The organism is Salinispora vitiensis, assembly GCF_000378825.1.
Lineage (GTDB): Bacteria > Actinomycetota > Actinomycetes > Mycobacteriales > Micromonosporaceae > Micromonospora > Micromonospora vitiensis.
Genome location: NZ_KB900388.1, coordinates 3,546,321 through 3,569,218 on the forward strand (window position 1 = coordinate 3,546,321; position 22,898 = coordinate 3,569,218).

Sequence of the window (22,898 nt, forward strand, 5' to 3'; positions counted from 1 at the left end):
AGGAGGACGACACATGAATTCCATCGCCACCCCGCCCGGGTTCTCCACACTGAATCCGTTCTTTGTCGTCCACGATGCTGACGGGCTGATGACCTTCCTGCGGGAGGTGTTCGGGGGCGCAGAGCACCTCGAGGCACGTACTGTAGACATCGACGGTCTGCTGTTGCATGCCGAGCTCGAGATCGACGGTACGACCTTGATGTTCTGCGAGCGAAAGCCGGGTTGGCCGTTCCTGCCGCAACTGACTCAGATCTACGTCGATAGCGTGGACAGCGTGCTCGCACGGGCCGTGCAGTGTGGCGCGCGGATCGTCACTCGGCCGACCGACTTTTTCGGCACGGTCTTTTCTCGAATGCGTGACCCGTGGGGCAACATGTGGTGGGTGTACCAGCACGCCGAGGCCCCGGAGCTGGACTGGGACGGCGGCGGGGGCAGCGACGCGGGCGCCACCGAATGGTCCGACCCCGACCTCGCCTACATCCACCGAACCCTCGTGGAGGCGATGCCGCGGCTGGACACCGAGCCTAGCGGCGAGCGTTAATTCATATAGCGGGCCGACAATGACGGTACTGAGGTGATCGCGGACCGGGAGGGCGCGCCGTGCTGAGCTACCTCCACCCCCGAATCTCGGCCTACGCGCTCGTCGGGCTCGTCCTGCTGATGGCCTTCCTGTCCGGGTGCGGGGAGGATGCCCCCGGGCGGACCGTGAAGGGGAACGGCGTCATCACGTTCGTGGCACCGAAGGCCGATGGAGTCCGAGACGCCCTAATCGACGGTGAACTGGTGGTGGGCAAGGGCCAGTGCCTGGCCGTGCGGACCGCGGAGAATCAGACACTGGTCGTCGTCTGGCCGGCTGGAAGCGAACTGAAGACCGGCGGCGGCACCACCGGGGTCGAGGTGCCCGGCGCTGGCACTGTCCAGGTCGGTTCCACTTTCACTGCAGGTGGCGGTTACGTCACCCCACCGCTCGGTGACGACATGCCCAGCATCCCCGAGACCTGCGCCAGCGGTACGGATCAGGTCGCGGTCATCGACAACCTTAACCGGAGGTAGCGCTCGGTGTAGGGATGACGCAGGATCTTCTGCTGTCGATGTAGCCTGGCGCTGGTGAGTGGTGCCGAAGATCGCGAGAGCAGTTCGAGTCGGGCCGGCGAGGCTACTGCGACGCAGTTGGTGGCGGCGCGGGCCGGTGACGGCGATGCCTTCGGCCAGGTGGTGGGGCCGTTGCGGGCTGAGCTCCGCGTCCACTGCTACCGGATGCTGGGGTCCGTCCATGACGCGGAGGATGCGGTCCAGGAGACCCTGGATCGGGCGTGGCGCAGCCTGGGTCGCTTCGACGATCACGGATCGATTCGGCCGTGGCTGTACAAGATTGCGACGAACCGGGCGCTGACGATTATTGAGCGTCGGGGTCGGCGCGAGTTGCCCACGGATCTGAGTCCGGGGGGTGTGCCGCTGACCGAGGTGGCGTGGCTAGAGCCGTACCCCGATCGGCTTATGGATCCGACGGCGCGGCTGAGTCCCGAAGCGCGCATCGTGGCGCGGGAGAGCGTGGAGTTGGCGTTCGTCGCCGCCCTGCAGCATCTGTCGGCGTCACAGCGAGCGGTGCTGTTGCTGCGCGACGTGCTCGGCTACACCGCCGGTGAGGTCGCTGAGGTGTTGGACACCACGGTGGCCGCGGTCAACAGCGCTCTGCAGCGGGCCCGCAAGGTCGTCGGGAAGCTGTGCCCCGAGCGCAGCCAACAGCAAACCCTGCGGACGCTCGGTGACGCGGAACAACGAAAGGTGGCCCGGCGGTACGTGACCGCCTGGGAGGCGGGTGACGTTGACGCCATCGTGGCGATGCTGACCGAGGACGCCCGGTACTCGATGCCGCCGCTGACGAGGTGGTACGCCGGCCGGGCAGACGTCCGCGGGTTCCTGGTCGAGGCGGTGCGGCGGCATCGCTGGCGGTTCGTGCCGACGTGGGCGAACGGGCAGCTCGCGTTCGGCACCTACCTGTGGAGCGAGGAGCGGGGCGCGTACGTCCCGGCGGGTCTGGATGTGCTGACGCTGCGCGGGCGGCAGGTGGCCGAGGTGGTTTCGTTCCTGGACGCCGACTTCCCGACCTTCGGCCTGCCGGCCCAGCTGTGGGAAGAGAATTTTCTCGGCGGGCGATGATTTTGCGGACTGGCCCGGGTTGTAGTCCTGACGGACCCATCAACCCGGAAGGACCGAGCCGACCATGGCTAGCAACGAGGAGCAGATCCGTACCCTGATCGAGCGCTGGGCCGAAGCGGTCCACCACGGCGATCTCACCGGGGTCCTTGCCGACCACACGCAGGACATCGTGATGTTCGACGTGCCGCCGCCGCAGCAGGGGGTGCGGGGTCTCGACGCCTACCGCGAGACCTGGCCACCGTTCTTCCGGTGGCAGGCCCAGGGGGCCTCGTTCGACATCGAGTCGCTGGAGGTCACCGCGGGCGAGGACGTCGCCTTCGCGTACGCCCTGCTGCGTTGCGGCACCGAGCGTGACTTCGCCGACAATCCCGAAAACCGGCTGCGGCTGACGTTCGGTCTGCGCAAGCAGGCCGGCCGGTGGGTCATCGTTCACGAGCATCACTCGTTTCCGCTCACCGACGGGTCCACCGCGGCCGACCCCGCTCCGGACCAGGACCACGCCGCCACTGAGCAGGACCACGCTGCCGTCGAGCAGGAGCATGCTGAGGCCGAGCAGGAGCTGCGCCGGCTGCACCAACGCTGGTTCGCCAGCACAACGGCCAAAGACCTCGACGGCCTGATGGCGCCCATCGCCGACGACGTCGTCTCCTACGAGCATGACCAGGCGCTGCAGTGCATCGGGGTCGAGGCTGTCCGCGAGGTCTGCAAGGCCGGGCTCGACGCGGCCGGCGACAGCAGCGTCACCTGGCACGTTCCCGACCTGAAAATCCTGGTCAACGGTGATCTCGCCGTCGCCTGGGGGCTCAACCACGTCGAGGTGTCCGCCGGCAGCCAGTCAGTGGACACCTGGTCCCGCGGGACCCGCATCTTCCAACGCCGGGACGGCGCCTGGTTGATGACCCACCAGCACCTCTCCTACCCCTTCGACCCAGCCACGGGCGAGGCCAAGACCGACCTACGCCCGTAACGGGAACAGCCGACCAGCAGCTAGCGTGGCGGTGCATGAGGTACCCAAGCGCCACCCCCGGTCTTGCGGGAAACGAATTTCGGCAGGTACGGGTCTTCGTGGGGCCCGACGCCATGGGAAACGTCACCGGCGTGGTGACGGTGGGCCCGGATACGCGGCCCGAAGACCTGGCCGCCGGTGCGCGCCTGCTCGGCTACCCCGAGACGGCGTTCGTACGCCAGGACGCTGACACTGTGGACGTCACCAGCTACTCGCCCTACGAGCGGCTGCGGGTGTGCACCCAGACGCTGCTCGCCACCGAACATGTGCTGCGGTCCTGCCGGGAACTGTCCCTCGGCACGGACCTGCTGGCCGGCACCGACGTGGGTGAGGTGCCGGTGCGCCGGTACGAGGACATGGCCTACGTCGTCCTCACCGGCAAACGTACCCCTGTCCGAGCGGCCCGTGCCCGGCTACCGCTCGACGGCGTCGTCCACGGCGAAGCGTTCGTCGTGGACACCGGCCGCGCCCGCAGCTACGTCCGCCTCCCGCCAGACACGTTGGAGGCGGTTCGGTTGGACCCAGCCGCCGTGCTGAGCTACTGCGCTGCGGAGGGCGTCCGTGGGATTTGCCTGGTAGCCCGCTCCGACAACGCGGTCCGGCTGCGCGTGTTCACCACCTCCCTCGCCGGCGCGGAGGATGTGGCCACCGGAGGTGCTGCCGGTGGTCTGCCGGCATTTCTCGCCGCTACTGGCGGCGGCCATTCCCAGTCGGTGCTGGTCCGGCAGGGATACGGCACCGCACTGACCCGGGGCGAGCTGCACGTGCGTCCGCTCGGCGGTGCGCAGGTCGCCGTCGGGGGCCGGGTGATCTCGGTGTCGACAGGGCGACTGGACGCCCGGCTGCCTACCTTGACCCGGTAGGCAGCCGGGCGCACGATTCAGCTAACCGTGGTTTGCCAGGGATCAAGGACGTCGATTCCGGTGTCCGCGAAGTCCTTGGTGTTCCGGGTGGCGAGGGTGGCTGCTTGGGCGCGGCAGATGGCGGCGATCTGGGCGTTGAAACCGTCGATCGGTTGGCCGAGACGCTCCCGGCCAGCGACTACGTCGGCGTAGGCGCCGGCGGCGGCGAGGTCGAAGGGCAGCACTTGGCGGGGGAAGGCGGCGAAGATCTCATTGGCCGCCTGGTGCAGTGATTCCCGGCGCTGACCCTCCGGCAGCTGCGCGATGCCGTAGCGGATTTCGGCGACGGTGACGGCAGTGGTGTACAAGCCGGCGCTCGAACTCTGCTGGAGCCACGCGAGCACCGCTGGGGCGGGCCGCGCCCGCATGAGCTCGGAGACGACGTTGGTGTCGAGAACGATCATCATTCGGGCAGCCGCGCCGCGCGGGGTGGCGTGGCACGGTCCGGCAGATCCAGTTCGACGCCGCCAAGTCTGGTGAATCGATCGGTGAGTGCGCTGAACAGGTCGGTTGCCGGAGCGTCCTCGGCGACGGCGGCGGTGAGGATGTCGCGGATCTCGGCTTCCATGGATCGACCGTGCCGTGCGGCGCGGCGGCGTAACTTGTCCCGGACCGCGTCGTCGAGATCTCTGATGCTGAGGGCTGCCATCGCTTCTCCTCACCGAGGAATGAGAGCAATGCTAGCACCGGTGGTGGGGTTGGACTGGCCCTCCGCCTCCTACCGCGATCCGGTAGGAGGCGGAGGGCCGGGGCAGCCCGGGCCCCGTCAGCCGAGTGTGATCTCCGGCGTCAACGGCGTGTCCGCCTCGGCGGTGTCGACCGCCCGTACCACCCCCGCTGCCCGGACATCCCGGCTGACCAGAGCGAAGGCGGCGAGGTCGGTTGCGCGCCCGCGGAGAGTGAGCTGGGCTACCGGCACCCGCATCGACTGCTTCGCCTCGGACTTCGCCCGGCGGATGGCGGCGAGCACATCGGCGGCGAGCCCGAGCAACTCCGTTCCGGCTCCGATGGAGTCATGAGATTCCGCCGCCCCACGGGCGTCGGTGGAGTCGTCGGGGCCGACGAGCTCCTGCCGGGTCGGCCACGCCGCCCGGTGCACCGAACCCTCCTGCCACCACGACCAGGCTTCCTCGGTGACGAACGGCAGCATCGGCGCGAAGAGTCGCAGCAGCGTGTGCAGCGCCAGTGCGAGCGCGGCGTGGGCCGAACGGACGGCGGGATCGTCCGGTTCCCCGTACGCGCGCTCCTTGACCAGCTCCAGGTAGTCGTCGCAGAACGACCAGAAGAACTGCTCCGTGCACTCGAGCGACCGGGTGTAGTCGTACTGGGTGAACCCGGCGGTGGCGGAGTCAACGACGGTGGCCAGGCGGGCCAGCATCGAACGGTCGAGCGGTTCGGTCACCTGCGCCAGGTGGGGTGCCAACAGCGTCGGGGAGTCGAACCGCAGCACGAACTTGGTGGCATTAAGGATCTTGATGGCGAGTCGGCGGCCGATCTTCATCTGGCCGGTGTCGAAGGCCGTGTCGGTGCCCGGACGGCCGCTGACCGCCCAGTACCGGACGGCGTCGGAGCCGTACTCCTCCAGGAGCGCCATCGGCGTGACCGTGTTTCCCTTGGACTTCGACATCTTTTTGCGGTCCGGGTCCAGGATCCAGCCCGACAGCAGCGCGGTCTTCCAGGGCAGGCGATTGAACTCCTGATGCGACCGGAGCACGGTGGCGAACAACCAGGTCCGGATGATTTCGTGTGCCTGCGGACGGAGATCCATCGGGAAGACCCGGGCGAAGAGGTCGTCGTCCACCGTCCACCCGCCGGCGATCTCGGGGGTGAGCGAGGAGGTGGCCCAGGTGTCCATCACATCCGGGTCCGCCATGAAGCCGCCCGGTTGGTTGCGCTGGCTCTCCTGGTAGCCGGTCGGGGCGTCGCTGCTGGGGTCAACGGGTAGCGCCGTGTCGTCCGGCAGGATGGGGTGCTCGTAGTCGGGCTCGCCCGAGTCGTCGAGCGGGTACCAGACCGGGATGGGCACCCCGAAGAAGCGCTGTCGACTGATGATCCAGTCCCCGGAGAGACCCTCGACCCAGTTCTCGTACCGGCTGCGCATGAACTCGGGGGACCAGGTCAGCTCGCGCCCCCGGCGGACCAGCGCGCCCCGCAGTTCGGTGTCCCGACCACCGTTGCGGACGTACCACTGTCGGGTGGTGACGATCTCGAGTGGCTTGTCGCCCTTCTCGTAGAACTTGACCGCCTGGGTGGTGGGGCGGGGCTCGGTCTCGAGATTCCCGGCGGCGCGCAGCAGCTCCACGATCTTCGCCTTAGCGGAGAACGATGTCAGGCCGGCGAGCATCCGGTACGCCGCCACCGCCTCGGCGTTGACGACCCCGGGTGGTGGCTCGGGGAGCAGGCGGCCGTCGCGGCCCATCACCGGCCGGGTCGGTAGGTCCAACTCCCGCCACCACAGCACGTCCGTCAGGTCGCCGAAGGTGCAGATCATCGCGATTCCGGAGCCCTTGTCCGGCTGAGCCAGCGGGTGCGCCTTGATCGGCACCGGGACACCGAAGAGCGGCGTGACGGCGGTGCTGCCGAAGAGATGCTGGTACCGCTCGTCATCCGGGTGGGCGACGAGCGCGACGCAGGCCGGCAGCAGCTCGGGCCGAGTGGTCTCGACGTAGATCTTGTCTCCGGTCGCCGAGTGGAAGGCGAGCCGGTAGTAGTTTCCCTGGCGCTCGCGATCCTCCAACTCGGCCTGCGCGACGGCCGTGCGGAAGGTGACGTCCCAGAGGGTCGGGGCGTCCGCCAGGTACGCCTCACCCCGGCCCAGGTTACGGAGGAAGGCCCGCTGGGAGATCGCCCGACTCCGGTCATCGATCGTCGCGTACGTCAGGGACCAGTCGACGGAGAGGCCCAGGTGCCGCCAGAGGGCCTCGAACGCCTGCTCGTCAAGCTCGGTGAGGTTCCGGCACAGCTCGACGAAGTTACGCCGGGAGATCGGTTGCGGCCGGCTCGGGGGCTCGGCCGGTGGCGTGTAGCCCGGGTCGTACGGCAGGGAGGGGTCGCACCGCACCCCGTAGTAGTTCTGCACCCGCCGCTCGGTGGGCAGACCGTTGTCGTCCCACCCCATCGGGTAGAAGACCGTCCGGCCCCGCATTCGCTGGAACCTCGCGATGGCGTCGGCGTGGGTGTAGGAGAAGACGTGACCGACGTGCAGCGCCCCGCTGACCGTCGGTGGCGGGGTGTCGATCGAGTAGACCTCGTCCCGGGTTACCGAGCGGTCGAAGCGATAGGTGCCGTTCTGCTCCCATACCCGCGACCAGGCCTTCTCGATGCCCTCAAGGGACGCCTTGGCCGGCACGGCTAAACGCTTCGTGGTGTTCTCGGTCACGGTCGGACTATATGCCGTTGGTCCAATGGTTTTCCGCCCGCTGATCGGGTCGGCGGCGGGGGAGCGGGCCCGGCAGGTTAGCGTCGAGGCGTGAGCACGCCGCGAGTACTGCCCGCTGACAGCGGTGTCGCCGAGGCCGCTGCCGTCCTACGGGCCGGTGGTCTGGTGGCCCTGCCCACCGAGACGGTGTACGGCTTGGGCGCGAACGCGCTGGACGCCCCGGCGGTGGCTCGGATCTTCGCGGCCAAGGCGCGACCGAGCTTCGACCCGCTGATCAGTCACCTGGCTGAGGCGGCGGAGCTGGAGAAGCTGGTGGGTACGGTGCCGGCGGCGGTGGCGGTGCTGGCCGAGCGGTTCTGGCCCGGGCCGTTGACGCTGATCGTGGACCGGCCGGCGGTGATCCCGCCGATCGTCACCTCCGGGCTGGAGACGATGGCGGTGCGGGTGCCGGACCACGCGGCGACGCGCGAGTTGATCGCGGCGGCCGGGGTGCCGGTGGCGGCACCGAGCGCGAACCGGTTCGGTCAGCTCAGCCCGACCCGGGCCGAGCACGTGGTGGCGGGGTTAGGGGCGGCCGTTGACGTGGTGCTCGACGGTGGGCCGACCCGGTGTGGGATCGAGTCGACGATCGTGGACGCGCGGGGCGACCGCCCGGTGGTGCTGCGGTTGGGCGCGCTGCCGGTGGAGTCGCTGCAGGAGGCGGTCGGTCCGGTGCTGGTCCGGCCGGGCAGTTCGGGGCAACCGGTGGCACCGGGGACGCTGGCGGCGCACTACGCCCCGCGTACGCGGCTGCGGTTGGTCACCGATGCCGAGCCGGCGGACGGCGGCGTCGCCCGACGGGGTTTCCTGGGCTTCCGCGGTGCTCCGGTGGGGGACTGGGCGGCGGTGGAGGTGCTGTCCAGCAGGGGCGACCTGACCGAGGCGGCGGCCCGGTTGTTCGACGCGCTACATCGACTGGATGCTGCCGGCGTGGACGAGATCCTGGTGGAACCGGTGCCCGAGGTGGGGGTGGGCCGGGCCATCAACGACCGGTTGCGCCGTGCCGCCGCTACCTGGACGTAGCCGACGTGCGGAGACGACCTTCGTCCCGGCGCTAGCTGCCGTGCCCACGGAGGCGGGCGAGCAGGTCGGGCAGGTCCACTCCGGGGCGGGGCGGGGCCGGTAGCTGCTCCACCAGGCGGGCGACCGTGCCGTTGGCGAGGGCGGCGCCGGCCGCGGAGCCGGTGGCGATGGTCCAGCTGATCGGGCCGAGCGGGGTGCAGCCGAAGAAGTGGCTGAGGCCGGGGGTCTGTACGACCAGTACGAGTACCCCCACCGAGCCGGCGGTGGTGAGCAGGACGCCGCGGGTGGTGCCGCCGGCCAGCAGGGTCTGGCCGAGCTGGGTGCCGATCAGCGACACCAGGGCTACCGTGCCGGCCCGACGGGGTGACGCCGCCGCCCACCGGGACAGCATCCAGCCGGCGGTGGCGCCGAGCGCGGTGGAGGTGGCGCGGACGCCGAGTTCCCGGTTGAGGGTGGCACCGAGGGAGGTGTCGGGCCCTTCCCGGAGCAGGTTCTCGCTCTGCTCCGGCGGGGGTGGCCGGACCGCCACGGCCAGGGCGGGGGCCAGGTCGGTGAGCAGGTTGACGAGCAGCAGTTGCCGGCCGTTGAGCGCGGATCGGCCGTCAGCGGCGGCGGTGACGATGCTGAACGCGATCTCGCCGAGGTTGCCGCCGAACAGGATGCTCAGTGCGTGCCGGACCGACGACCACATGGCCCGCCCTTCGGCGAGGGTGGCGATGATGGTCTCCAGCCGGTCGTCCAGGACCACCAGGTCGGCCGCCGCGCGAGCCGCGGGGGTGCCGCGCTGTCCGAGGGCGATGCCGACGTCGGCGAGGCGGATCGCGGGTGCGTCGTTGGCGCCGTCGCCGGTCATCGCCACGGTGCGACCGCAGGTCCGGAGCACCTGGATCATCCGTACCTTGTGGGCCGGGGTGCACCGCGCCACGACGTCGGTGGTGACCAGGCGGGCCGCCAGCGCCTCGTCGTCGAGGTCCACGAGGTCGTTGGCGGTCGCCACCCGCTGCCCATCACCGGGGCTGATCACCGAGGCGATCGCCTCGGCGGTGGCCGGGTGGTCACCGGTGATCATGATTGTGTGCACCCCCGCCTTGCGGATGCTCTCCACCGCCGGCGCGGCGCTAGCCCGGATCCCGTCGGCCAGCGCGAGGATGCCGACGAACGTCAGGCCCTGGACATCGCCGTCGGTGATGGACTCATCGGACATGATCCGTTCGGCGAGGGCCAGCACCCGCTGGCCGGCCCCGGCATGCCGGAGCAGCTCCTGCTGGACCGCCGCTCGGGTCGCGTCGTCCAGCGGCACCACCCCGGCCTCGGTCCGCCGACTCTGGCAGCGAGGCAGGACGGTCTCCGGGGCACCCTTGACGCTGAGGACCAGGCCGGCATCGCAGGTGCCGACGGTGGCGTGGTAGCCACGGGACGGTTCGAAGGGAAGCCCGCCGGCGGGACACCAGTCCTCGGCACCGGTCTGCTCCACCGTGTTGGTCTCCTGGGCCGCCCGGCGGATCGCCCGGTCGGCCTGCTCGGGAAGCTGTTCCGGGTCCTCGGCGTCCGGGGTGGCGCGCAGCGCGACCGCGAGGATCATGCGGAGGTGGTCGTCGAGCCGGTCAACGGTGGCGAACCGAGTACCGTCGCCAACTCCGGAGAGCACCAGCCGTCCCTCGGTCAGGGTGCCGGTCTTGTCGAAGCAGAGCACGTCAACGCGCCCCAACGCCTCGATCGTGCGGGGGTTACGCACCAGGGCACCGCGTTCGGCCAGCCGCCGGGCCGCCGCCAGCTGCGCGGCGCTGACCAGGAACGGCAACCCCTCGGGCACCGACGCGACGGCCAGGTTCGCGGCCGTTGAGGCGGTCTCCGCCAGCGGTACGCCGCGCGCGACGCCGGCACCGGCGACCGCGACGGCGGATCCGAGCGCGAGCGGTATCGCCGAGCCGGTGAGCCCGCCGAGTCGCGCTTCGACGCCGCCGCTGGGTCGGGCCTGCCGGGCGAGGCTGAGGCTGCGGCCGGCCTCCGTGTCGGTACCGGTGGCGACGACCACGGCCAACCCGTGACCGGCGGCGACGGTGGTGCCTTCGTACAGCATCGATTGGCGGTCGGCGATGTCGGACGCGGCCACCGGTCGGTCGGTCTTGCCAACCGGCAACGACTCGCCGGTGAGCGAGGACTCGTCCGCCTCCAGCCCGGTGGCCTCGAGGATTCGGCAGTCGGCCGGTACGGCGTCACCGGGTTCCAGCATGATCACGTCGCCGGGTACCAGGTTGTCGGCGGGTAGCTGCTGTTCGGCGCCGCTCCGCCGGACCCGGGCGGTGATCGCGGTACGGGACAGTAGCTCGGCCAGCGACCGTTCGGTGTTGCGCTGATGTACCGCCCCAACCAGGGCGGAGCCGCCGACCACCCCGCTGACCAGGGCGGCGTCGACCAGGGAGCCGAACGACGCGGAGAGCACCGCCCCGGCGGCGAGGACCGGGGTCAACGGGTTGGCCAGCTCGTCCAGGAAGGCGCGGAGCAGGGTCGGCGTCGGCCCGCCGTCGGCGACCTGGTTGGAGTGTCGGTGGCCGGCCTCCGTCGGATCCAACCCGTCGAGGCTGCTGCCCAACTCGTCGAGGACGGTTCCCACCGGCATCAGGTGCCACGGAACCGCCGTCCGCCCGGCCGGGGCCTCGGTCGGTTTGGGTAGGTGGTGGGCCCGCCACACGCCGTGGGCGAACGCCAGCGCCGCCGTACCGTTGACCGCGGCCTGGGTCCGGTCCGGGAGCTGTTCCCGGGCGGCGGTGAGCGCGGACAGCGTACCGAGACCGGCGCCCCCGAGCCCCAGCCGGATGTTCTGCCGCGTCATCCGGCGGGCCACCCCAGCTGCCTCGACCACCAGCGCGGCGACCCCGAGGTCCGTTCCGACCAGCAGGTGCGCACCCCAGGGTGGCAGCTCCTCGTCGATGGTCAGGCCGAGGCCGCAGTCGGCTGCCGCGAGCGCCCCCCGGTCACCGGAGAGCAGCATCACGACCGCGCCGTCGCGTTGCAGCTGGCGTACGGTGTCGGTGAGCTGGGCACCGCCGGCGAGGACGACGTCGGCGAAGTCGTACCGGCCCGGGTCGTCGCCCGCTACCGCCAGTCGCAGCCCCGCGCGTCGAGCGGCGGCCGGCAGGAGGTCCACGCCCGGGGCCGGCTCGGCCTCGACCCGCAGCAGCGCGACGAGCCGACCGCCGTGTGCCAGGCCGAGGAGCCGGCTGCCGGAGGCGCGAAGCCGGTCGCTGTGCACGGTGTCGCCCGGGTCCGCCGCGTCCAGCCGGTCCAGCGGGCCGAGAGCCCAGCCGTCGCCGTGCTGGACCGCCGCCGGCTGATCCGGGTCGAAGAGGGCGAACGCTCGAGCACCCACCTCGCCCAACTCCGCGTCGCCCAGTGGCGCCAGGTCGCTGAGGAGGCCGCGGTCGGAGCCGAGGATCGTGGCGTCCAGCACCAGCGTGTCGATCCGGTCGAGTTCGCGGAGCGCGCGGCGGTCCATGGCGATGACGCCGCGCCGCGCGAGCAGGCTACCGAGCTGGGCGGCGTACCCCTCCCGGCCGGCGCCGCTGGCCTTCGGCAGGGTGGCGATGCCGAGTGCGGCGGCGCGTTTCGGACCGGCCACCGGGGCTGCTGCGGCGGCGGCTGCCGCGCCCGCGTGGAGCATCCGGAGTACGTACGTCTCGGCCGGTCCATCCGGCTTCGGGCAGGGTCGTTCGGCGGGCAGGACGGGGGCGGCGGCCCGGCCCGGGGCGCCGGTGAGGCGGGGTTCGGCTGCTGTCCACGCGGCGAGTTGGGCCCGTGCCTCGCCCCACTGCACCACCCGCTGGAGGCTGTCCAGGACGATGCCGGTCCAGCCGCCCGCGAGGCCCTGCGCCACCGCCTCGGCCAGCGGGAAGAGGAGGTCGGCGCGCGGGTCGGCGCGCACTCCCCGGTCGGCGAGGGCGTGCAGCCGCGGGTGTAGGTCAATCGCGTTGAGGAGACCGGCGACCTCACCCGGCACCGGGGTGAAGGGCAGGATCCGGGTGGCGGCGGAGAGCGTCAGACCGAGCGCGTCGGAGGCGAGGGCGCCGAGCGTACGGGGGGTGCGGGGGCCCTCCTCCGGCGGGTGCGGCGGTGGGATCTCCGGGTCCGGTTCGTGCGGGCTGACGCGTTCGGCGCGGGCCACGGTGGCGATCAGGTCGCGCAGCCTGGGCTCGGGGGAACCAACGGCGACCACCACCCGTCCCGAGGGGGCGTTCACCCGGGCCCAGCTCACCCCGGGTACGCGTTCCAGCGCCGCTTCGACCTGCCGGGCGAGCTGCTCCCCGCCGTCCTGGCAGACACCGTGTACCTCGATGTGGTGTCGGCCGTAGCGGGACCAGACCCGGCGGCGGGTCAGCCCGGTGAGCCGCGCGGCCCGGGCAGCGGCCGATCCGAGGCCGCGGGCCGTTAGCCCCATCAGCTCCGGTACGGCCGGTACGTGCACGCGGCCGAGCGGGATCATCGAGGCGTACGGCGGTACTCGTATCGGCGCGAATCCCCGGTGTCGTTCTTCCCGTACGCCATCCCGCCTCCCACGCCGTGTGTCCCGGCGGTCTGGCTTCCCGCCCGGCCGTCCGTTATGCCCCTGACCAGCGGCGAAGTTCTACCGGCCAGGCCGGCATGGCGGGCGGCGACGGTGGAACACCACGGCGGTCACCGCCTTTTCGGGGAGGTCGAGATGAGTATGTTGACGCGGGATCTCAGTGGGAGTCGGGACATGGTCCGGACGTTCACCCGTCGAGTGGACGTGCCGGTACTGGGGGAGGTGGCGATCCCGCCGCCGGACAAGCTGGCGTACTACGCGGGCGTGGGTCTGCTCACTCTGTTGCAGGTCATCGAGTGGCCGGTGGCGTTGGTGGTCACCGCTGGTCACGTGCTCGCCGACCAGCATCTGTCCGGGCTGGCCAAGGGGCTTGGGGAGGCGATGGAGACCGCCTGACCACCTCGCCGAGCTGTACCCGGCGCCGCTCGGGTGTTCCCGGGTCGGGTCGGGTGGGTGGGCGCTGGACACGTACGGGGGAACCCCTCTGCGGCCAGCGCCGCACCCGGTTCGGACCGACCTACGGTGGCTTCATGTTCGCCGTGGTCACCACCGTGATTCTGTACGTCGGAGGGTTCATCGTCCTGTACGGAGTGATCCGCCTCGCGATCCGGCACTCCCTGGAGGAGGTGGAGGTACGTCGGATCGAGGCCCAACGGGCCGAGGAGTTGGCTGCCCACCGGGATCGGGCCCTGTTGGAGCGGAAGGGCTACGTCGCCGAGAGCTGACCTGGTGGTAGCGGCACCCGCGCCACCGGGTAGCGGGGTTTGTCAATGTTGTTGCACGTGAAACATCAGCGTGGTCGATGTCCGGGGCTGCCGCCGGGGGTGCGCCATCAGGCCCCGGTCGTCAGGTGCCGCTGGGCCTCGGTCAGGGCGGCGAGCAGGGCTGACGAATCCTGCGCGCCGCTCACCGCGTACCGGCCGGCGAGGACGAAGGTCGGCACGCTCGTGATGCCGAGCTCCCGCGCGGTGGCCAGCCGGGCACGGACCTCGGCTACCTGCCCGTCGGAATCGAGGAAGGTGTGGGCTGCCGCGGCGTCCAGGCCGACCGCACCCGCGATCGTGGCCAGCGCCGGCCGGGAGCCGATGTCGATGCCGTCGCGGAAGTGGGCCCGGTGTAGCGCCTCGACCGTCTCGGCGGCCCGGTCCCGCTCCGCCGCCCAGGCGACCAGCCGATGCGCGTCGAAGGTGTTCGCGGCGAGCGCACGGTCGAAGTCGAACTCGATGCCGTCTCCGGCGGCGGCCCGCGTGACTTGGTCCGCCATCTGCCGCGCGCGCTCCCGGCCGCCGAACTTCGCGCCCAGCGCGTCCAGCAGCGGCAGCGGCTCGGGTACCGGCGCCGGGTCGAGCTGGAACGGTCGGTAGCTGACGGTCACGGGGCGGTCGTAGGACGCGAGTGCCCGCTCCAGTCGGCGCTTGCCCAGGTAGCACCAGGGGCAGACCAGGTCGCTGTAGATTTCGATCTCCATAACCGAAGGCAACCCGGGGGTCAGCTCGTCTGTTCCCGGACCTGGCGTTTGAGTCGGGCCAGCACCGCGGTACCGCCCCGGATCCGCAGCGGGCTTACCGCCTGGGCCAGCCCCATCCGCTGGTACAGGTCGTCGGGGACGGCCAGCACCTGCGCCGGCCGAGCGCCGGCGAGCCCTTCGGCGAGGATCCCCGCGAAGGCGCGGGTGGTGGCGGCCTCGGGTGGGCAGTCGAAGATGGTCTCGACGCTGCCCTCCGGAGTCACGCGGGCGCGCAGGAAGAGTGCCGTCTGGCACTCCGGGACCGGCTCCAGCTCCGCGCGGCCGGGGTGCCCGGACGGCAACGGCCCGATGGCGTCGGCGTACTCCAGCAGCAGTTCCAGCACGATGTCACGGGGTGCCGTGGCGAACTCGTCCACGATCTCGACCAGCCGGGGAGGCATCTCGGGCATCCCGCCAGGCTACCGGCGGGTCGCCTCGACCTCACGGCAGCGGGGCACGTCCACCTCATGGCATCGGGGCTTGTTCGGTGAGCTGGCCGAGCGTCGACTGGGGGTCGAGCCGCAGGGCGAGGTCACCGAGGGAGACGATTCCGACCAGTTTTCGCGCGTTGTCGCAGACCAGTACTCGCCGTACGCCCCGTTCCCGCATGAGGGCCGCCGCCTCGCCCGCGGTGCAGGTTTGTTCGATCATCACGACCTCACGGGTGACGATGGAGCCAATGGTGGTCCGGGCTGGGTCCCTCCGCTGGGCGACGGCCCGAACCACGATGTCCCGGTCGGTGAGTACCCCGGCGAGCGTGGCGCCGTCGGTCGCGACCACGTCCCCGATGTCGGCCTCTTTCATCACCCGGGCAGCTTCGTCCAGGGTGGTCTCCAATGGCAGGTAGATGACCTGCTTCGTCATCACGTCACTGACCCGGAAACTGGTCATGGGACTCCTTTGGTAGCGATCCAGCCCGATCGGGACGCGGTTCCCCGTTTCTCCCTTACTACACCTACCGCTGCGGTCATCCCTTCGGCCAGAGGCTTTCGGACTCCCATACCGCCTCGATGTCACCCGGCTCCGACCCCGGGGGCACCCAGAGAAGCACCATTGCTGAGAAACTATCGCTTCTCAGGCAGGGCTTGCCGCTACCGGAGGCGGAGACACGGGTCCTTCCCTACCCTGGAGGGTGTAGTGGGCTGGCGCAGTTTTGTGGCGGTCGGGGACAGCTTCACCGAGGGCCTGAACGACACGTACCCGGATGGCGCCTTTCGGGGCTGGGCCGACCTGGTGGCCACCCGGCTCGCCGCGGAAGCCGGGTCTGAGTTCCGGTACGCGAACCTCGCTGTTCGCGGTCGGCTTTTTCCTCGGGTGGTGGATGAGCAGGTTCCCGCCGCGTTGGCGATGCAGCCGGATCTGATCAGTTTCGCGGCGGGTGGAAACGACGTGCTGCGGCGAAGTTTCGACCCGGAGGACCTGATCGCGCGGTTCAACGACGTGGTGGGGCGGCTACGCGCGGGCGGGGCTGACGTGGTCCTGTTCCGCTTCGCCGACGTCCTGGCCCGCCTGCCCGGGCAGCGGCTGGTCGCCCCTCGAGTGCAGCTGCTCAACCAGGCGGTTGGTGACACGGCGGAACGGCACGGCGCGATCCTGGTCGACCTGTACGCCGACGACACGTACCTGAATCCGATGTTGTGGAGCACCGATCGGTTACATCTCTCCTCGGCCGGGCACCGGCGGGTGGCCGCCCAGGTGCTGTCCGCGCTGGGGGTCAGCTGTGCCGAGGAGTGGTTGCTGGCCCCCGAGCGTCCGCTGCCCCGGCCGTGGCTGACGGCCCGTACCGACGACCTCCGTTGGGCCACCCAGCACCTGGCACCTTGGCTGACGCGTCGCCTCACCGGTCGCAGCTCCGGCGACACGGTCACCGCTAAGCGCCCCGACCTGACCCCGTTGCAGGGCTGACCGGCTCCGCTCTGCCCAAGCGTCCACCGCGCCTGGGTCCTGTCCCGGCCGCGCTTCGGGAATCCGGGGCACGGCCGGGACCGCTGCACGCGGTGGAGCCTGCGGACTACGCTTTCCCCGTGACGGTGCAGCAGTCGCCCAGAGCGGCGAACGGCGATACGGGCAGTGGCCGGCGTCGGTCCCGTAAGGACGAGATCCTGGAGATCGCGGTCGGGTTGTTCGCCGCCCGGGGCTACCACGGTGTGTCGATGGATGACATCGGCGCTGCCGCCGGGGTCACCGGTCCGGCGCTCTACCACCACTTCGCCGGCAAGGAGGCGATGCTGGTCGCCGCGTTGATCCCGGTCAGCGAAGGGCTGCTCACCGGCGGCCGGGAGCGGGCGTCGGCCCATCCCGACGACCCTCGCGCCGCGTTGGAGTCGCTGATCGACTTCCATGTCGACTTCGCGTTGGCCCAACCGGCGGTGATCGCCCTGCACCTGCACGAGCTGGACCGACTACCTGACCAACCGCGTCGCCGCATCCGCCGGCTCCAGCGGCTGTACGTCGAGGAGTGGGTCAGCGTGCTGACCGCGTCGCACCCGGGCCTGCCCGACAACGAGGCGCGGGTGCTGGCCCACGCCGCCTTTGGCCTGATGAACTCGACCCCGTTCCTCGGTGGCGTGGTGGACCGGCAGCGCCGAGCCGAGCTGCTCCGGAGCGCGACACTGGCTGCGCTGTTGGCGCCGACAGCACGTTGAGTACTGGCCTCAGGCCGAGCCTGTCCCAGGCTGGATCGAGTGGCTGTGCCGCACACTGACTCGTCAGTAACCGGGGCGGCATGGTTCCCTAGCTTCCGTTCGACCCCCGGACGCTGGAGGAAACATGATCGAGTCATTGCTGGTCGCCAATCGGGGCGAGATCGCCCGCCGGATCATCCGGACCGCGAAGCGGCTCGGTGTCCGGGCGGTGGCGGTGCACTCGGAGGCGGACGCCAGCCTGCCGTTTGTGACCGAGGCCGACCAGGCGGTCTGCGTCGGTCCGGCGAATCCGGCGCAGAGTTACCGGAATGTCGAGGCTGTCCTCGCCGCCGCGAAGTCGACCGGCGTGCAGGCGATCCACCCCGGCTACGGCTTCCTGTCGGAGAACGCCGACTTCGCCCAGGCCGTCGCGGCGAGTGGTCTGCTCTGGGTCGGGCCGGGTTCGGACGCGATCACCGCGATGGGTGACAAGATCAACGCCCGGAATCTGATGGCGGCGGCCGGGGTGCCGGTCGCGCCGGGCACCACGGAACCGGCGGTGGACCTTGCCGCGGCGGTCAACGCGGCGGCAGAGATCGGCTACCCGGTGATGGTCAAGGCCGCCGCTGGCGGGGGCGGCATGGGCATGGGAATCGCGAACGACGAGACCGCGCTCCGCACCGAGTACGACAAGGTGCGCGCGTTCGCCGAGCGGATGTTCGGGGACGGGTCCGTCCTGCTCGAACGGTATTTCCCCCGGGTGCGCCACGTCGAGGTGCAGATTCTCGGCTTGGCCGACGGCCGGGTGGTGGCGCTCGGCGAGCGCGAGTGCTCGGTGCAGCGACGGAACCAGAAGTTGGTCGAGGAGTCCCCCTCCCCGGCGGTCACCCCGGAGCTTCGGTCCCGGTTGCTGGCCGCGGCGGTGCGGGCGGGCGAGGCGGTCGGCTACCGCAACGCCGGCACGGTCGAATGCCTGCTCGACCCCAGCACCGGCGAGTTCTTCTTCCTGGAGATGAACACGCGACTGCAGGTCGAGCATCCGGTCACCGAGCTGGTCTACGGGGTTGACCTGGTCGAGGAGCAGCTGCGGGTGGCCGCCGGGCTGCCGCCGACGTTCGACCCGGATGCCTTGACGCCGCGCGGGCACGCGATTGAGCTGCGGGTCAACGCCGAGGACCCGAAGCGTTTCCTGCCCGGGCCGGGGGCGATCACCACCTGGACCGAACCGACCGGCGAGGGCGTCCGCGTCGATTCGGGTTATGGCGCCGGCAACACGGTGACCCCGTTCTACGACAGCCTGATGGCCAAGCTGATCGTCAGTGGCGCGGACCGTGCCGAAGCGATCAGTCGGGCGCGGGCCGCGGTGGCGCAGTTCCAGCTCGCTGGGCCGAAGAACAACCTGCCCTTCTTCGCCGAACTGTTGGACAACCCGGAGTTCCTCTCCGGCGACTACGACACCGGCATCGTCTCCCGCATGCGCTGACGGCGGCTGCTCGGATGCGTGGACCGTACCCGTCTTGATGTTGACCCCGGGGTCGAGGTAGTGACCCCGGGGTCCGGGTAGTGACCCCGGGGTCGGGGAGAGCTGATCCCCGATCGGGCTGGCTGGTCGCCGCACTGCGTCGACTCCCGTGATTACGCGATCGACTCGGCTGAGGCCGCGGGTGACATGCTGGGGGAGTCGGACCAGAGCGCGTCACAGTGAGGTGGCCCATGGGTAATATGCCGGGATTCGTGGCTATTCGGGAGGTTGGGCCGCGCGACGGTCTCCAGAACGAGGAGCCGATTCCGACCGAGGCGAAGGTACGACTGCTCGATGCGCTCTCCCGAACCGGGGTTGGGCGGATCGAAGCGGTGTCCTTTGTGCATCCGAAGGCGATCCCGCAGATGGCCGACGCCGACGAGGTGTGGCGGCGGGCGGAGCAGACCGAAGGGGTGCGCTACTCGGCGCTGGTGCCGAACACCCGCGGTGCCCAGCGCGCGTTGGCCGCCGGGTTCACCGAGATCGAGGTGGTGGTCTCCGCCAGCGACACCCACAACCGGCGCAACGTCAACCGCTCCACCGACGAGTCGCTGGACGACATCGCCGAGTTGGTCGAGCTGCTCCACAACGCCGGTGCTCGGGCGGAGGTTATCGTCGCGACCAGCTTCGGCTGCCCGTACGAGGGGGACATTGACCCCGTTCGAGTGGCCGGGATCGTGGACCGGGTGGTGCGCGACGGCGCCGATCGGGTGGCGTTCGGCGACACCACCGGCATGGCGACGCCCCGCCGGGTCCGTGAGTTGGTGACGGCCGTACGAGATCGTGACGCACACGTACCGGTGCTGCTGCACTTCCACAACACCCGCGGCACTGCCCTGGCGAACCTGCTGACCGCTGTCGAGCTGGGGGTGACCGAGTTCGACGCCAGCGTCGGGGGGCTGGGTGGCTGTCCGTACGCGCCCGGGGCCAGCGGCAACCTGGCCACCGAGGAGGCCGTGCATCTGCTGCACGACATGGGTATCGACACCGGCATCGACCTGGCCGCCCTGATCGAGGTCGCCGAACTGGCCGAGGAGTTGGTCGGCCGAAGCCTGCCCAGCGGTGTGCTCCGCGCCGGCCCGCGGACCCGGCTGGCTGCCTCGCCTGCCTGACGCCCCCACCTGAATAAGCCCCTGCGCCGGGCTGGCCCCCCGGGCCTGGCTGGCCCCCCGGGCCTGGCTGGCCCCCCGCGCCGGGCTGGCTCTCACCACCGTGCGGTCGGTCTCGGCCGCACGGTGGTCGTTGTCGTGGGGCCGGGCGTTGGCGTGGAGCCGGGCGTTGGTGTCCCGAATCCGCTCGGAGCGGGCAGGCAAATCGTGGGCGTGGTGCGTTACCCTAACGATCGTTCAGGTAGGCTCGGTGGTGCGCGCGAACGCGCGCCGGACCGGGAGCGGCGGCACAGGAGGAGTCGGCGTGACGCTCGATCGTGAGGCGCTGGAACAGCTACGGAAGCGGGCCCGGGCCGGGGGCGCGGACAAGTACCATGCGGCGAATGCCGCGAAGGGCAAGCTCTTCGCCCGGGAACGGGTCGCGTTCCTGGTTGACGAGGGGTCGTTGGTCGAGGACGGGCTCTATGCCAATGCGCAGGCCGAAGCGCTGCCCGCCGACGGCGTGATCACCGGAACCGCCACCATCGACGGCCGCCCCGTCTGTGTGATGGCCAACGACTCCACGGTCAAGGCGGGCAGCTGGGGAGCCCGGACCGTCGAAAAGATCATCCGGATCATCGAGCGGGCCTACGCGACCAAGGTTCCGATGGTCTACCTGGTCGACTCGGCCGGTGCCCGGATCACCGATCAGGTGGATCTGTTCCCCGGCCGGCGTGGCGCCGGAAAGATCTTCTGGAACCAGGTCCGCGCGTCCGGCTCGATCCCCCAGGTCTGCGCGCTCTTCGGACCGAGCGCGGCCGGTGGGGCGTACATCCCGGCCTTCTGCGACGTGGTCGCCATGGTCGAGGGAAATGCCAGCATGTACCTGGGCTCGGACCGCATGGTCGAGATGGTCACCGGAGAGCAGACCACGCTGGAGGCGATGGGCGGGGCCCGGGTGCACTGCGCCGAATCCGGCGTCGGGCACTTCCTCTGCCGGAGTGAGGCCGACGCGCTTGACGTCGTGCGGCGCTACCTGTCGTACCTGCCGACAAACTGGACGCAGGCGCCGCCGCCGGCGCCCGCCGTCGATGCGCCGGCGAAGGCCGATCTGGCGGCGCTGGTGCCGGCCAGTGAGCGGCAGGCGTTCGACATGCGCCGGTACGCGAAGGGGCTGCTCGATCAGGGGAGCTTCTTCGAGATCCAGGCGCTGTGGGCCAAGGAGTTGACCATCGGCTTTGGTCGGCTCAACGGCGAGGTCGTTGGCGTGGTCGGCAACAACTCGATGTTCAAGGGGGGCGTGCTCTTCGTTGACTCGGCCGACAAGGCGACCCGGTTCGTGCAGCTCTGTGACGCGTTCAACGTACCGCTGCTGTTCCTCTCCGACGTGCCCGGGTTCATGGTCGGCAGCGCGGTGGAGAAGCAGGGCATCATTCGGCACGGCGCAAAAATGATCACTGCGATCTCCGAGGCGACCGTACCCAAGATCTGTGTGGTGGTGCGCAAGGCCTACGGCGCTGGCCTCTACGCGATGGCCGGCCCCGGGTTCGAGCCGGACGCCACGATCGCCCTGCCGACCGCGAAGATCGCCGTGATGGGGGCGGAGGCGGCGGTGAACGCGGTCTACGCCAACAAGATCGGGGCCATCGGGGACGAGGGCGAACGGGCGGCCTTCGTCGCCGCCCGGCGCGAGGAGTACGAGCAGGACATCGACATCGTCCGGCTCGCCAGCGAACTGGTGGTCGACGCGATCGTGGAACCACCCGAACTGCGAGGCGAGCTGATTCGCCGGTTCGCCGCCGCCCGCGGCAAGGATCGCCACTTCGCCACCCGCCGGCACGGCGTCACCCCCGTCTGACCCGGCCGCCCCGGCGTCACGAGCGTCGGGTGGCCCAACCCCCACCAGGAGGAATCCATGGACTTTCGACTCACCGAGGAGCACGAGGCGCTGCGGGCGAGCGTCCGCGACTTCGCCCGCGAGGTGGTCGCTCCAGTCATCGCCGACCACTACGAGCAGCACACCTTCCCGTACGACGCTATTCGCCAGATGGGAAAGATGGGTCTGTTCGGTCTCCCCTTTCCGGAGGAGCACGGCGGCATGGGGGGTGACTACTTCGCGCTCTGCTTGGTACTGGAGGAGCTTGCCCGGATCGACTCCAGCGTGGCGATCACGCTCGAGGCGGCGGTCTCGCTCGGTGCGATGCCCATCTACCGGTTCGGTACGGACGAGCAGCGGGCACAGTGGCTGCCGCGGCTACTCAACGGCACGGCGCTGGCCGCGTTCGGGTTGACTGAGCCGGGATTCGGCTCGGATGCCGGGGGAACCCAGACCCGGGCCGTACTCGACGAGTCGACGGACGAGTGGGTGATCAACGGGTCGAAGGCGTTCATCACCAACTCCGGGACCGACATCACCGAGCTGGTCACGGTCGCGGCGGTCACCGGTACCAGGCCGGATGGTTCAAAGGAGCTGTCCACGATCATCGTGCCGACCGGAACCCCGGGCTTCACCGTGGCGCCGGGATACTCCAAGGTGGGCTGGACGGCCTCCGACACGCACGAGCTGACCTTCGACGACTGTCGGGTGCCGGCGGGAAACTTGCTTGGCGAGCGGGGCCGGGGCTTCGCGCAGTTCCTGCGGATTCTCGACGAGGGGCGGATCGCGATCGCCGCCCTCGCCGTCGGCTTGGCCCAGGGCTGTGTGGACGAGTCGGTCCGGTATGCCAAGGAACGGCACGCCTTCGGCCGTCCGATCGGGGCCAACCAGGCGATTCAATTCAAGATTGCGGACATGGAGCTGCGGGTGCACACCGCCCGGCTGGCATATTACGACGCGGCGGCGCGGATGCTCGCCGGAGAACCGTTCAAGCGCCAGGCGGCCATCGCCAAGCTGCACGCCAGCACCATCGCGGTGGACAACGCTCGGGACGCCACCCAGATCCACGGCGGGTACGGCTTCATGAACGAGTTTCCGGTGGCCCGATTCTGGCGGGACGCCAAGATCCTGGAGATCGGTGAGGGTACCTCCGAGGTGCAGCGCATGATCATTGCACGGGAGCTGGGGCTGTAGCGGAAGCTTGGCCGGGA

21 protein-coding genes are annotated in these 22,898 nt (G+C 70.4%); 14 read left to right on the top strand and 7 right to left on the bottom strand.

Annotation, left to right across the window (positions count from 1 at the left end; genetic code table 11):
* Window positions 1–13: 13 nt before the first annotated feature.
* From SALPAC2_RS0116780 to SALPAC2_RS0116800, 5 genes are all read left to right on the top strand, one after another.
* Window positions 14–541: a VOC family protein gene (locus SALPAC2_RS0116780; protein ID WP_018217795.1), complete on the top strand. Its 528-nt coding sequence runs from the start codon at window positions 14–16 to the stop codon at window positions 539–541.
* Window positions 542–600: 59 nt separating this feature from the next.
* Window positions 601–1,053 (top strand): hypothetical protein, encoded by a 453-nt coding sequence (locus SALPAC2_RS24985; RefSeq protein WP_018217796.1) that lies wholly within the window; start codon window positions 601–603, stop codon window positions 1,051–1,053.
* A gap of 120 nt (window positions 1,054–1,173) precedes the next feature.
* Window positions 1,174–2,160: a sigma-70 family RNA polymerase sigma factor gene (locus SALPAC2_RS0116790; protein ID WP_026184812.1), complete on the top strand. Its 987-nt coding sequence runs from the start codon at window positions 1,174–1,176 to the stop codon at window positions 2,158–2,160.
* Between the two features lie 64 nt (window positions 2,161–2,224).
* Window positions 2,225–3,127 carry a YybH family protein gene (locus SALPAC2_RS0116795; protein WP_018217798.1) on the top strand — a complete coding sequence of 301 codons (903 nt, stop codon included), beginning with the start codon at window positions 2,225–2,227 and terminating at the stop codon, window positions 3,125–3,127.
* Between the two features lie 35 nt (window positions 3,128–3,162).
* Window positions 3,163–4,029, top strand: coding sequence for a PhzF family phenazine biosynthesis protein (locus SALPAC2_RS0116800; RefSeq protein ID WP_026184813.1), 867 nt, complete (start codon window positions 3,163–3,165; stop codon window positions 4,027–4,029).
* 17 nt (window positions 4,030–4,046) lie between these two features.
* Here the strand turns inward: SALPAC2_RS0116800 and SALPAC2_RS0116805 are convergent, their stop codons facing one another.
* The 3 genes from SALPAC2_RS0116805 to valS form a co-directional block, all read right to left on the bottom strand.
* The gene (locus SALPAC2_RS0116805) at window positions 4,047–4,475 is read right to left on the bottom strand and encodes a type II toxin-antitoxin system VapC family toxin (protein ID WP_109745395.1); all 429 of its coding nucleotides are present in this window, start codon (window positions 4,473–4,475) and stop codon (window positions 4,047–4,049) included.
* Window positions 4,472–4,717, bottom strand: coding sequence for a FitA-like ribbon-helix-helix domain-containing protein (locus SALPAC2_RS0116810; protein WP_018217801.1), 246 nt, complete (start codon window positions 4,715–4,717; stop codon window positions 4,472–4,474). The genes SALPAC2_RS0116805 and SALPAC2_RS0116810 overlap by 4 nt, the downstream gene beginning before the upstream one ends.
* Window positions 4,718–4,834: 117 nt before the next feature.
* The gene (gene valS / locus SALPAC2_RS0116815) at window positions 4,835–7,417 is read right to left on the bottom strand and encodes a valine--tRNA ligase (protein WP_026184814.1); all 2,583 of its coding nucleotides are present in this window, start codon (window positions 7,415–7,417) and stop codon (window positions 4,835–4,837) included.
* A gap of 138 nt (window positions 7,418–7,555) precedes the next feature.
* Here valS and SALPAC2_RS0116820 point away from each other — a divergent pair, with 138 nt between their 5' ends.
* Window positions 7,556–8,509 carry an L-threonylcarbamoyladenylate synthase gene (locus SALPAC2_RS0116820; protein WP_026184815.1) on the top strand — a complete coding sequence of 318 codons (954 nt, stop codon included), beginning with the start codon at window positions 7,556–7,558 and terminating at the stop codon, window positions 8,507–8,509.
* 31 nt (window positions 8,510–8,540) lie between these two features.
* Here SALPAC2_RS0116820 and SALPAC2_RS0116825 read toward each other — a convergent pair whose 3' ends face one another.
* On the bottom strand, window positions 8,541–12,989 hold the full coding sequence (locus SALPAC2_RS0116825; protein ID WP_018217804.1) for a cation-translocating P-type ATPase: 4,449 nt from the start codon (window positions 12,987–12,989) through the stop codon (window positions 8,541–8,543).
* 117 nt (window positions 12,990–13,106) lie between these two features.
* Between SALPAC2_RS0116825 and SALPAC2_RS0116830 the strand changes: the two genes are divergently transcribed.
* Together SALPAC2_RS0116830 and SALPAC2_RS0116835 are read left to right on the top strand one after the other, a co-directional pair.
* Window positions 13,107–13,466, top strand: a complete 360-nt coding sequence (locus SALPAC2_RS0116830) for a hypothetical protein (RefSeq protein WP_026184816.1) — start codon at window positions 13,107–13,109, stop codon at window positions 13,464–13,466.
* Window positions 13,467–13,600: 134 nt separating this feature from the next.
* Window positions 13,601–13,795 (top strand): hypothetical protein, encoded by a 195-nt coding sequence (locus SALPAC2_RS0116835; RefSeq protein ID WP_018217806.1) that lies wholly within the window; start codon window positions 13,601–13,603, stop codon window positions 13,793–13,795.
* A gap of 107 nt (window positions 13,796–13,902) precedes the next feature.
* On the opposite strand, the gene SALPAC2_RS0116840 is transcribed toward SALPAC2_RS0116835, so the two are convergent.
* The 3 genes from SALPAC2_RS0116840 to SALPAC2_RS0116850 are packed head-to-tail and all read right to left on the bottom strand — an operon-like array spanning window position 13,903 to window position 15,468.
* Complete coding sequence (locus SALPAC2_RS0116840) at window positions 13,903–14,538, bottom strand: DsbA family oxidoreductase (protein WP_018217807.1); 636 nt, start codon at window positions 14,536–14,538, stop codon at window positions 13,903–13,905.
* Window positions 14,539–14,558: 20 nt separating this feature from the next.
* Window positions 14,559–14,987, bottom strand: a complete 429-nt coding sequence (locus tag SALPAC2_RS0116845) for a SufE family protein (RefSeq protein WP_018217808.1) — start codon at window positions 14,985–14,987, stop codon at window positions 14,559–14,561.
* Window positions 14,988–15,042: 55 nt separating this feature from the next.
* Window positions 15,043–15,468, bottom strand: a complete 426-nt coding sequence (locus tag SALPAC2_RS0116850; protein WP_018217809.1) for a CBS domain-containing protein — start codon at window positions 15,466–15,468, stop codon at window positions 15,043–15,045.
* Between the two features lie 246 nt (window positions 15,469–15,714).
* Between SALPAC2_RS0116850 and SALPAC2_RS0116855 the strand changes: the two genes are divergently transcribed.
* From SALPAC2_RS0116855 to SALPAC2_RS0116880, 6 genes are all read left to right on the top strand, one after another.
* Window positions 15,715–16,482: an SGNH/GDSL hydrolase family protein gene (locus SALPAC2_RS0116855; protein WP_018217810.1), complete on the top strand. Its 768-nt coding sequence runs from the start codon at window positions 15,715–15,717 to the stop codon at window positions 16,480–16,482.
* Window positions 16,483–16,601: 119 nt separating this feature from the next.
* The gene (locus SALPAC2_RS0116860; protein ID WP_018217811.1) at window positions 16,602–17,222 is read left to right on the top strand and encodes a TetR/AcrR family transcriptional regulator; all 621 of its coding nucleotides are present in this window, start codon (window positions 16,602–16,604) and stop codon (window positions 17,220–17,222) included.
* Window positions 17,223–17,346: 124 nt separating this feature from the next.
* On the top strand, window positions 17,347–18,684 hold the full coding sequence (locus SALPAC2_RS0116865; RefSeq protein WP_018217812.1) for an acetyl-CoA carboxylase biotin carboxylase subunit: 1,338 nt from the start codon (window positions 17,347–17,349) through the stop codon (window positions 18,682–18,684).
* Window positions 18,685–18,923: 239 nt separating this feature from the next.
* Entirely contained in the window at window positions 18,924–19,835 is a 912-nt protein-coding gene (locus tag SALPAC2_RS0116870; protein WP_018217813.1) for a hydroxymethylglutaryl-CoA lyase, read from the top strand.
* 301 nt (window positions 19,836–20,136) lie between these two features.
* The gene (locus tag SALPAC2_RS0116875; protein ID WP_018217814.1) at window positions 20,137–21,669 is read left to right on the top strand and encodes an acyl-CoA carboxylase subunit beta; all 1,533 of its coding nucleotides are present in this window, start codon (window positions 20,137–20,139) and stop codon (window positions 21,667–21,669) included.
* A 57-nt stretch (window positions 21,670–21,726) separates the two neighbouring features.
* Window positions 21,727–22,881, top strand: coding sequence for an acyl-CoA dehydrogenase family protein (locus tag SALPAC2_RS0116880; protein ID WP_018217815.1), 1,155 nt, complete (start codon window positions 21,727–21,729; stop codon window positions 22,879–22,881).
* The last annotated feature ends 17 nt before the right edge of the window (window positions 22,882–22,898 follow it).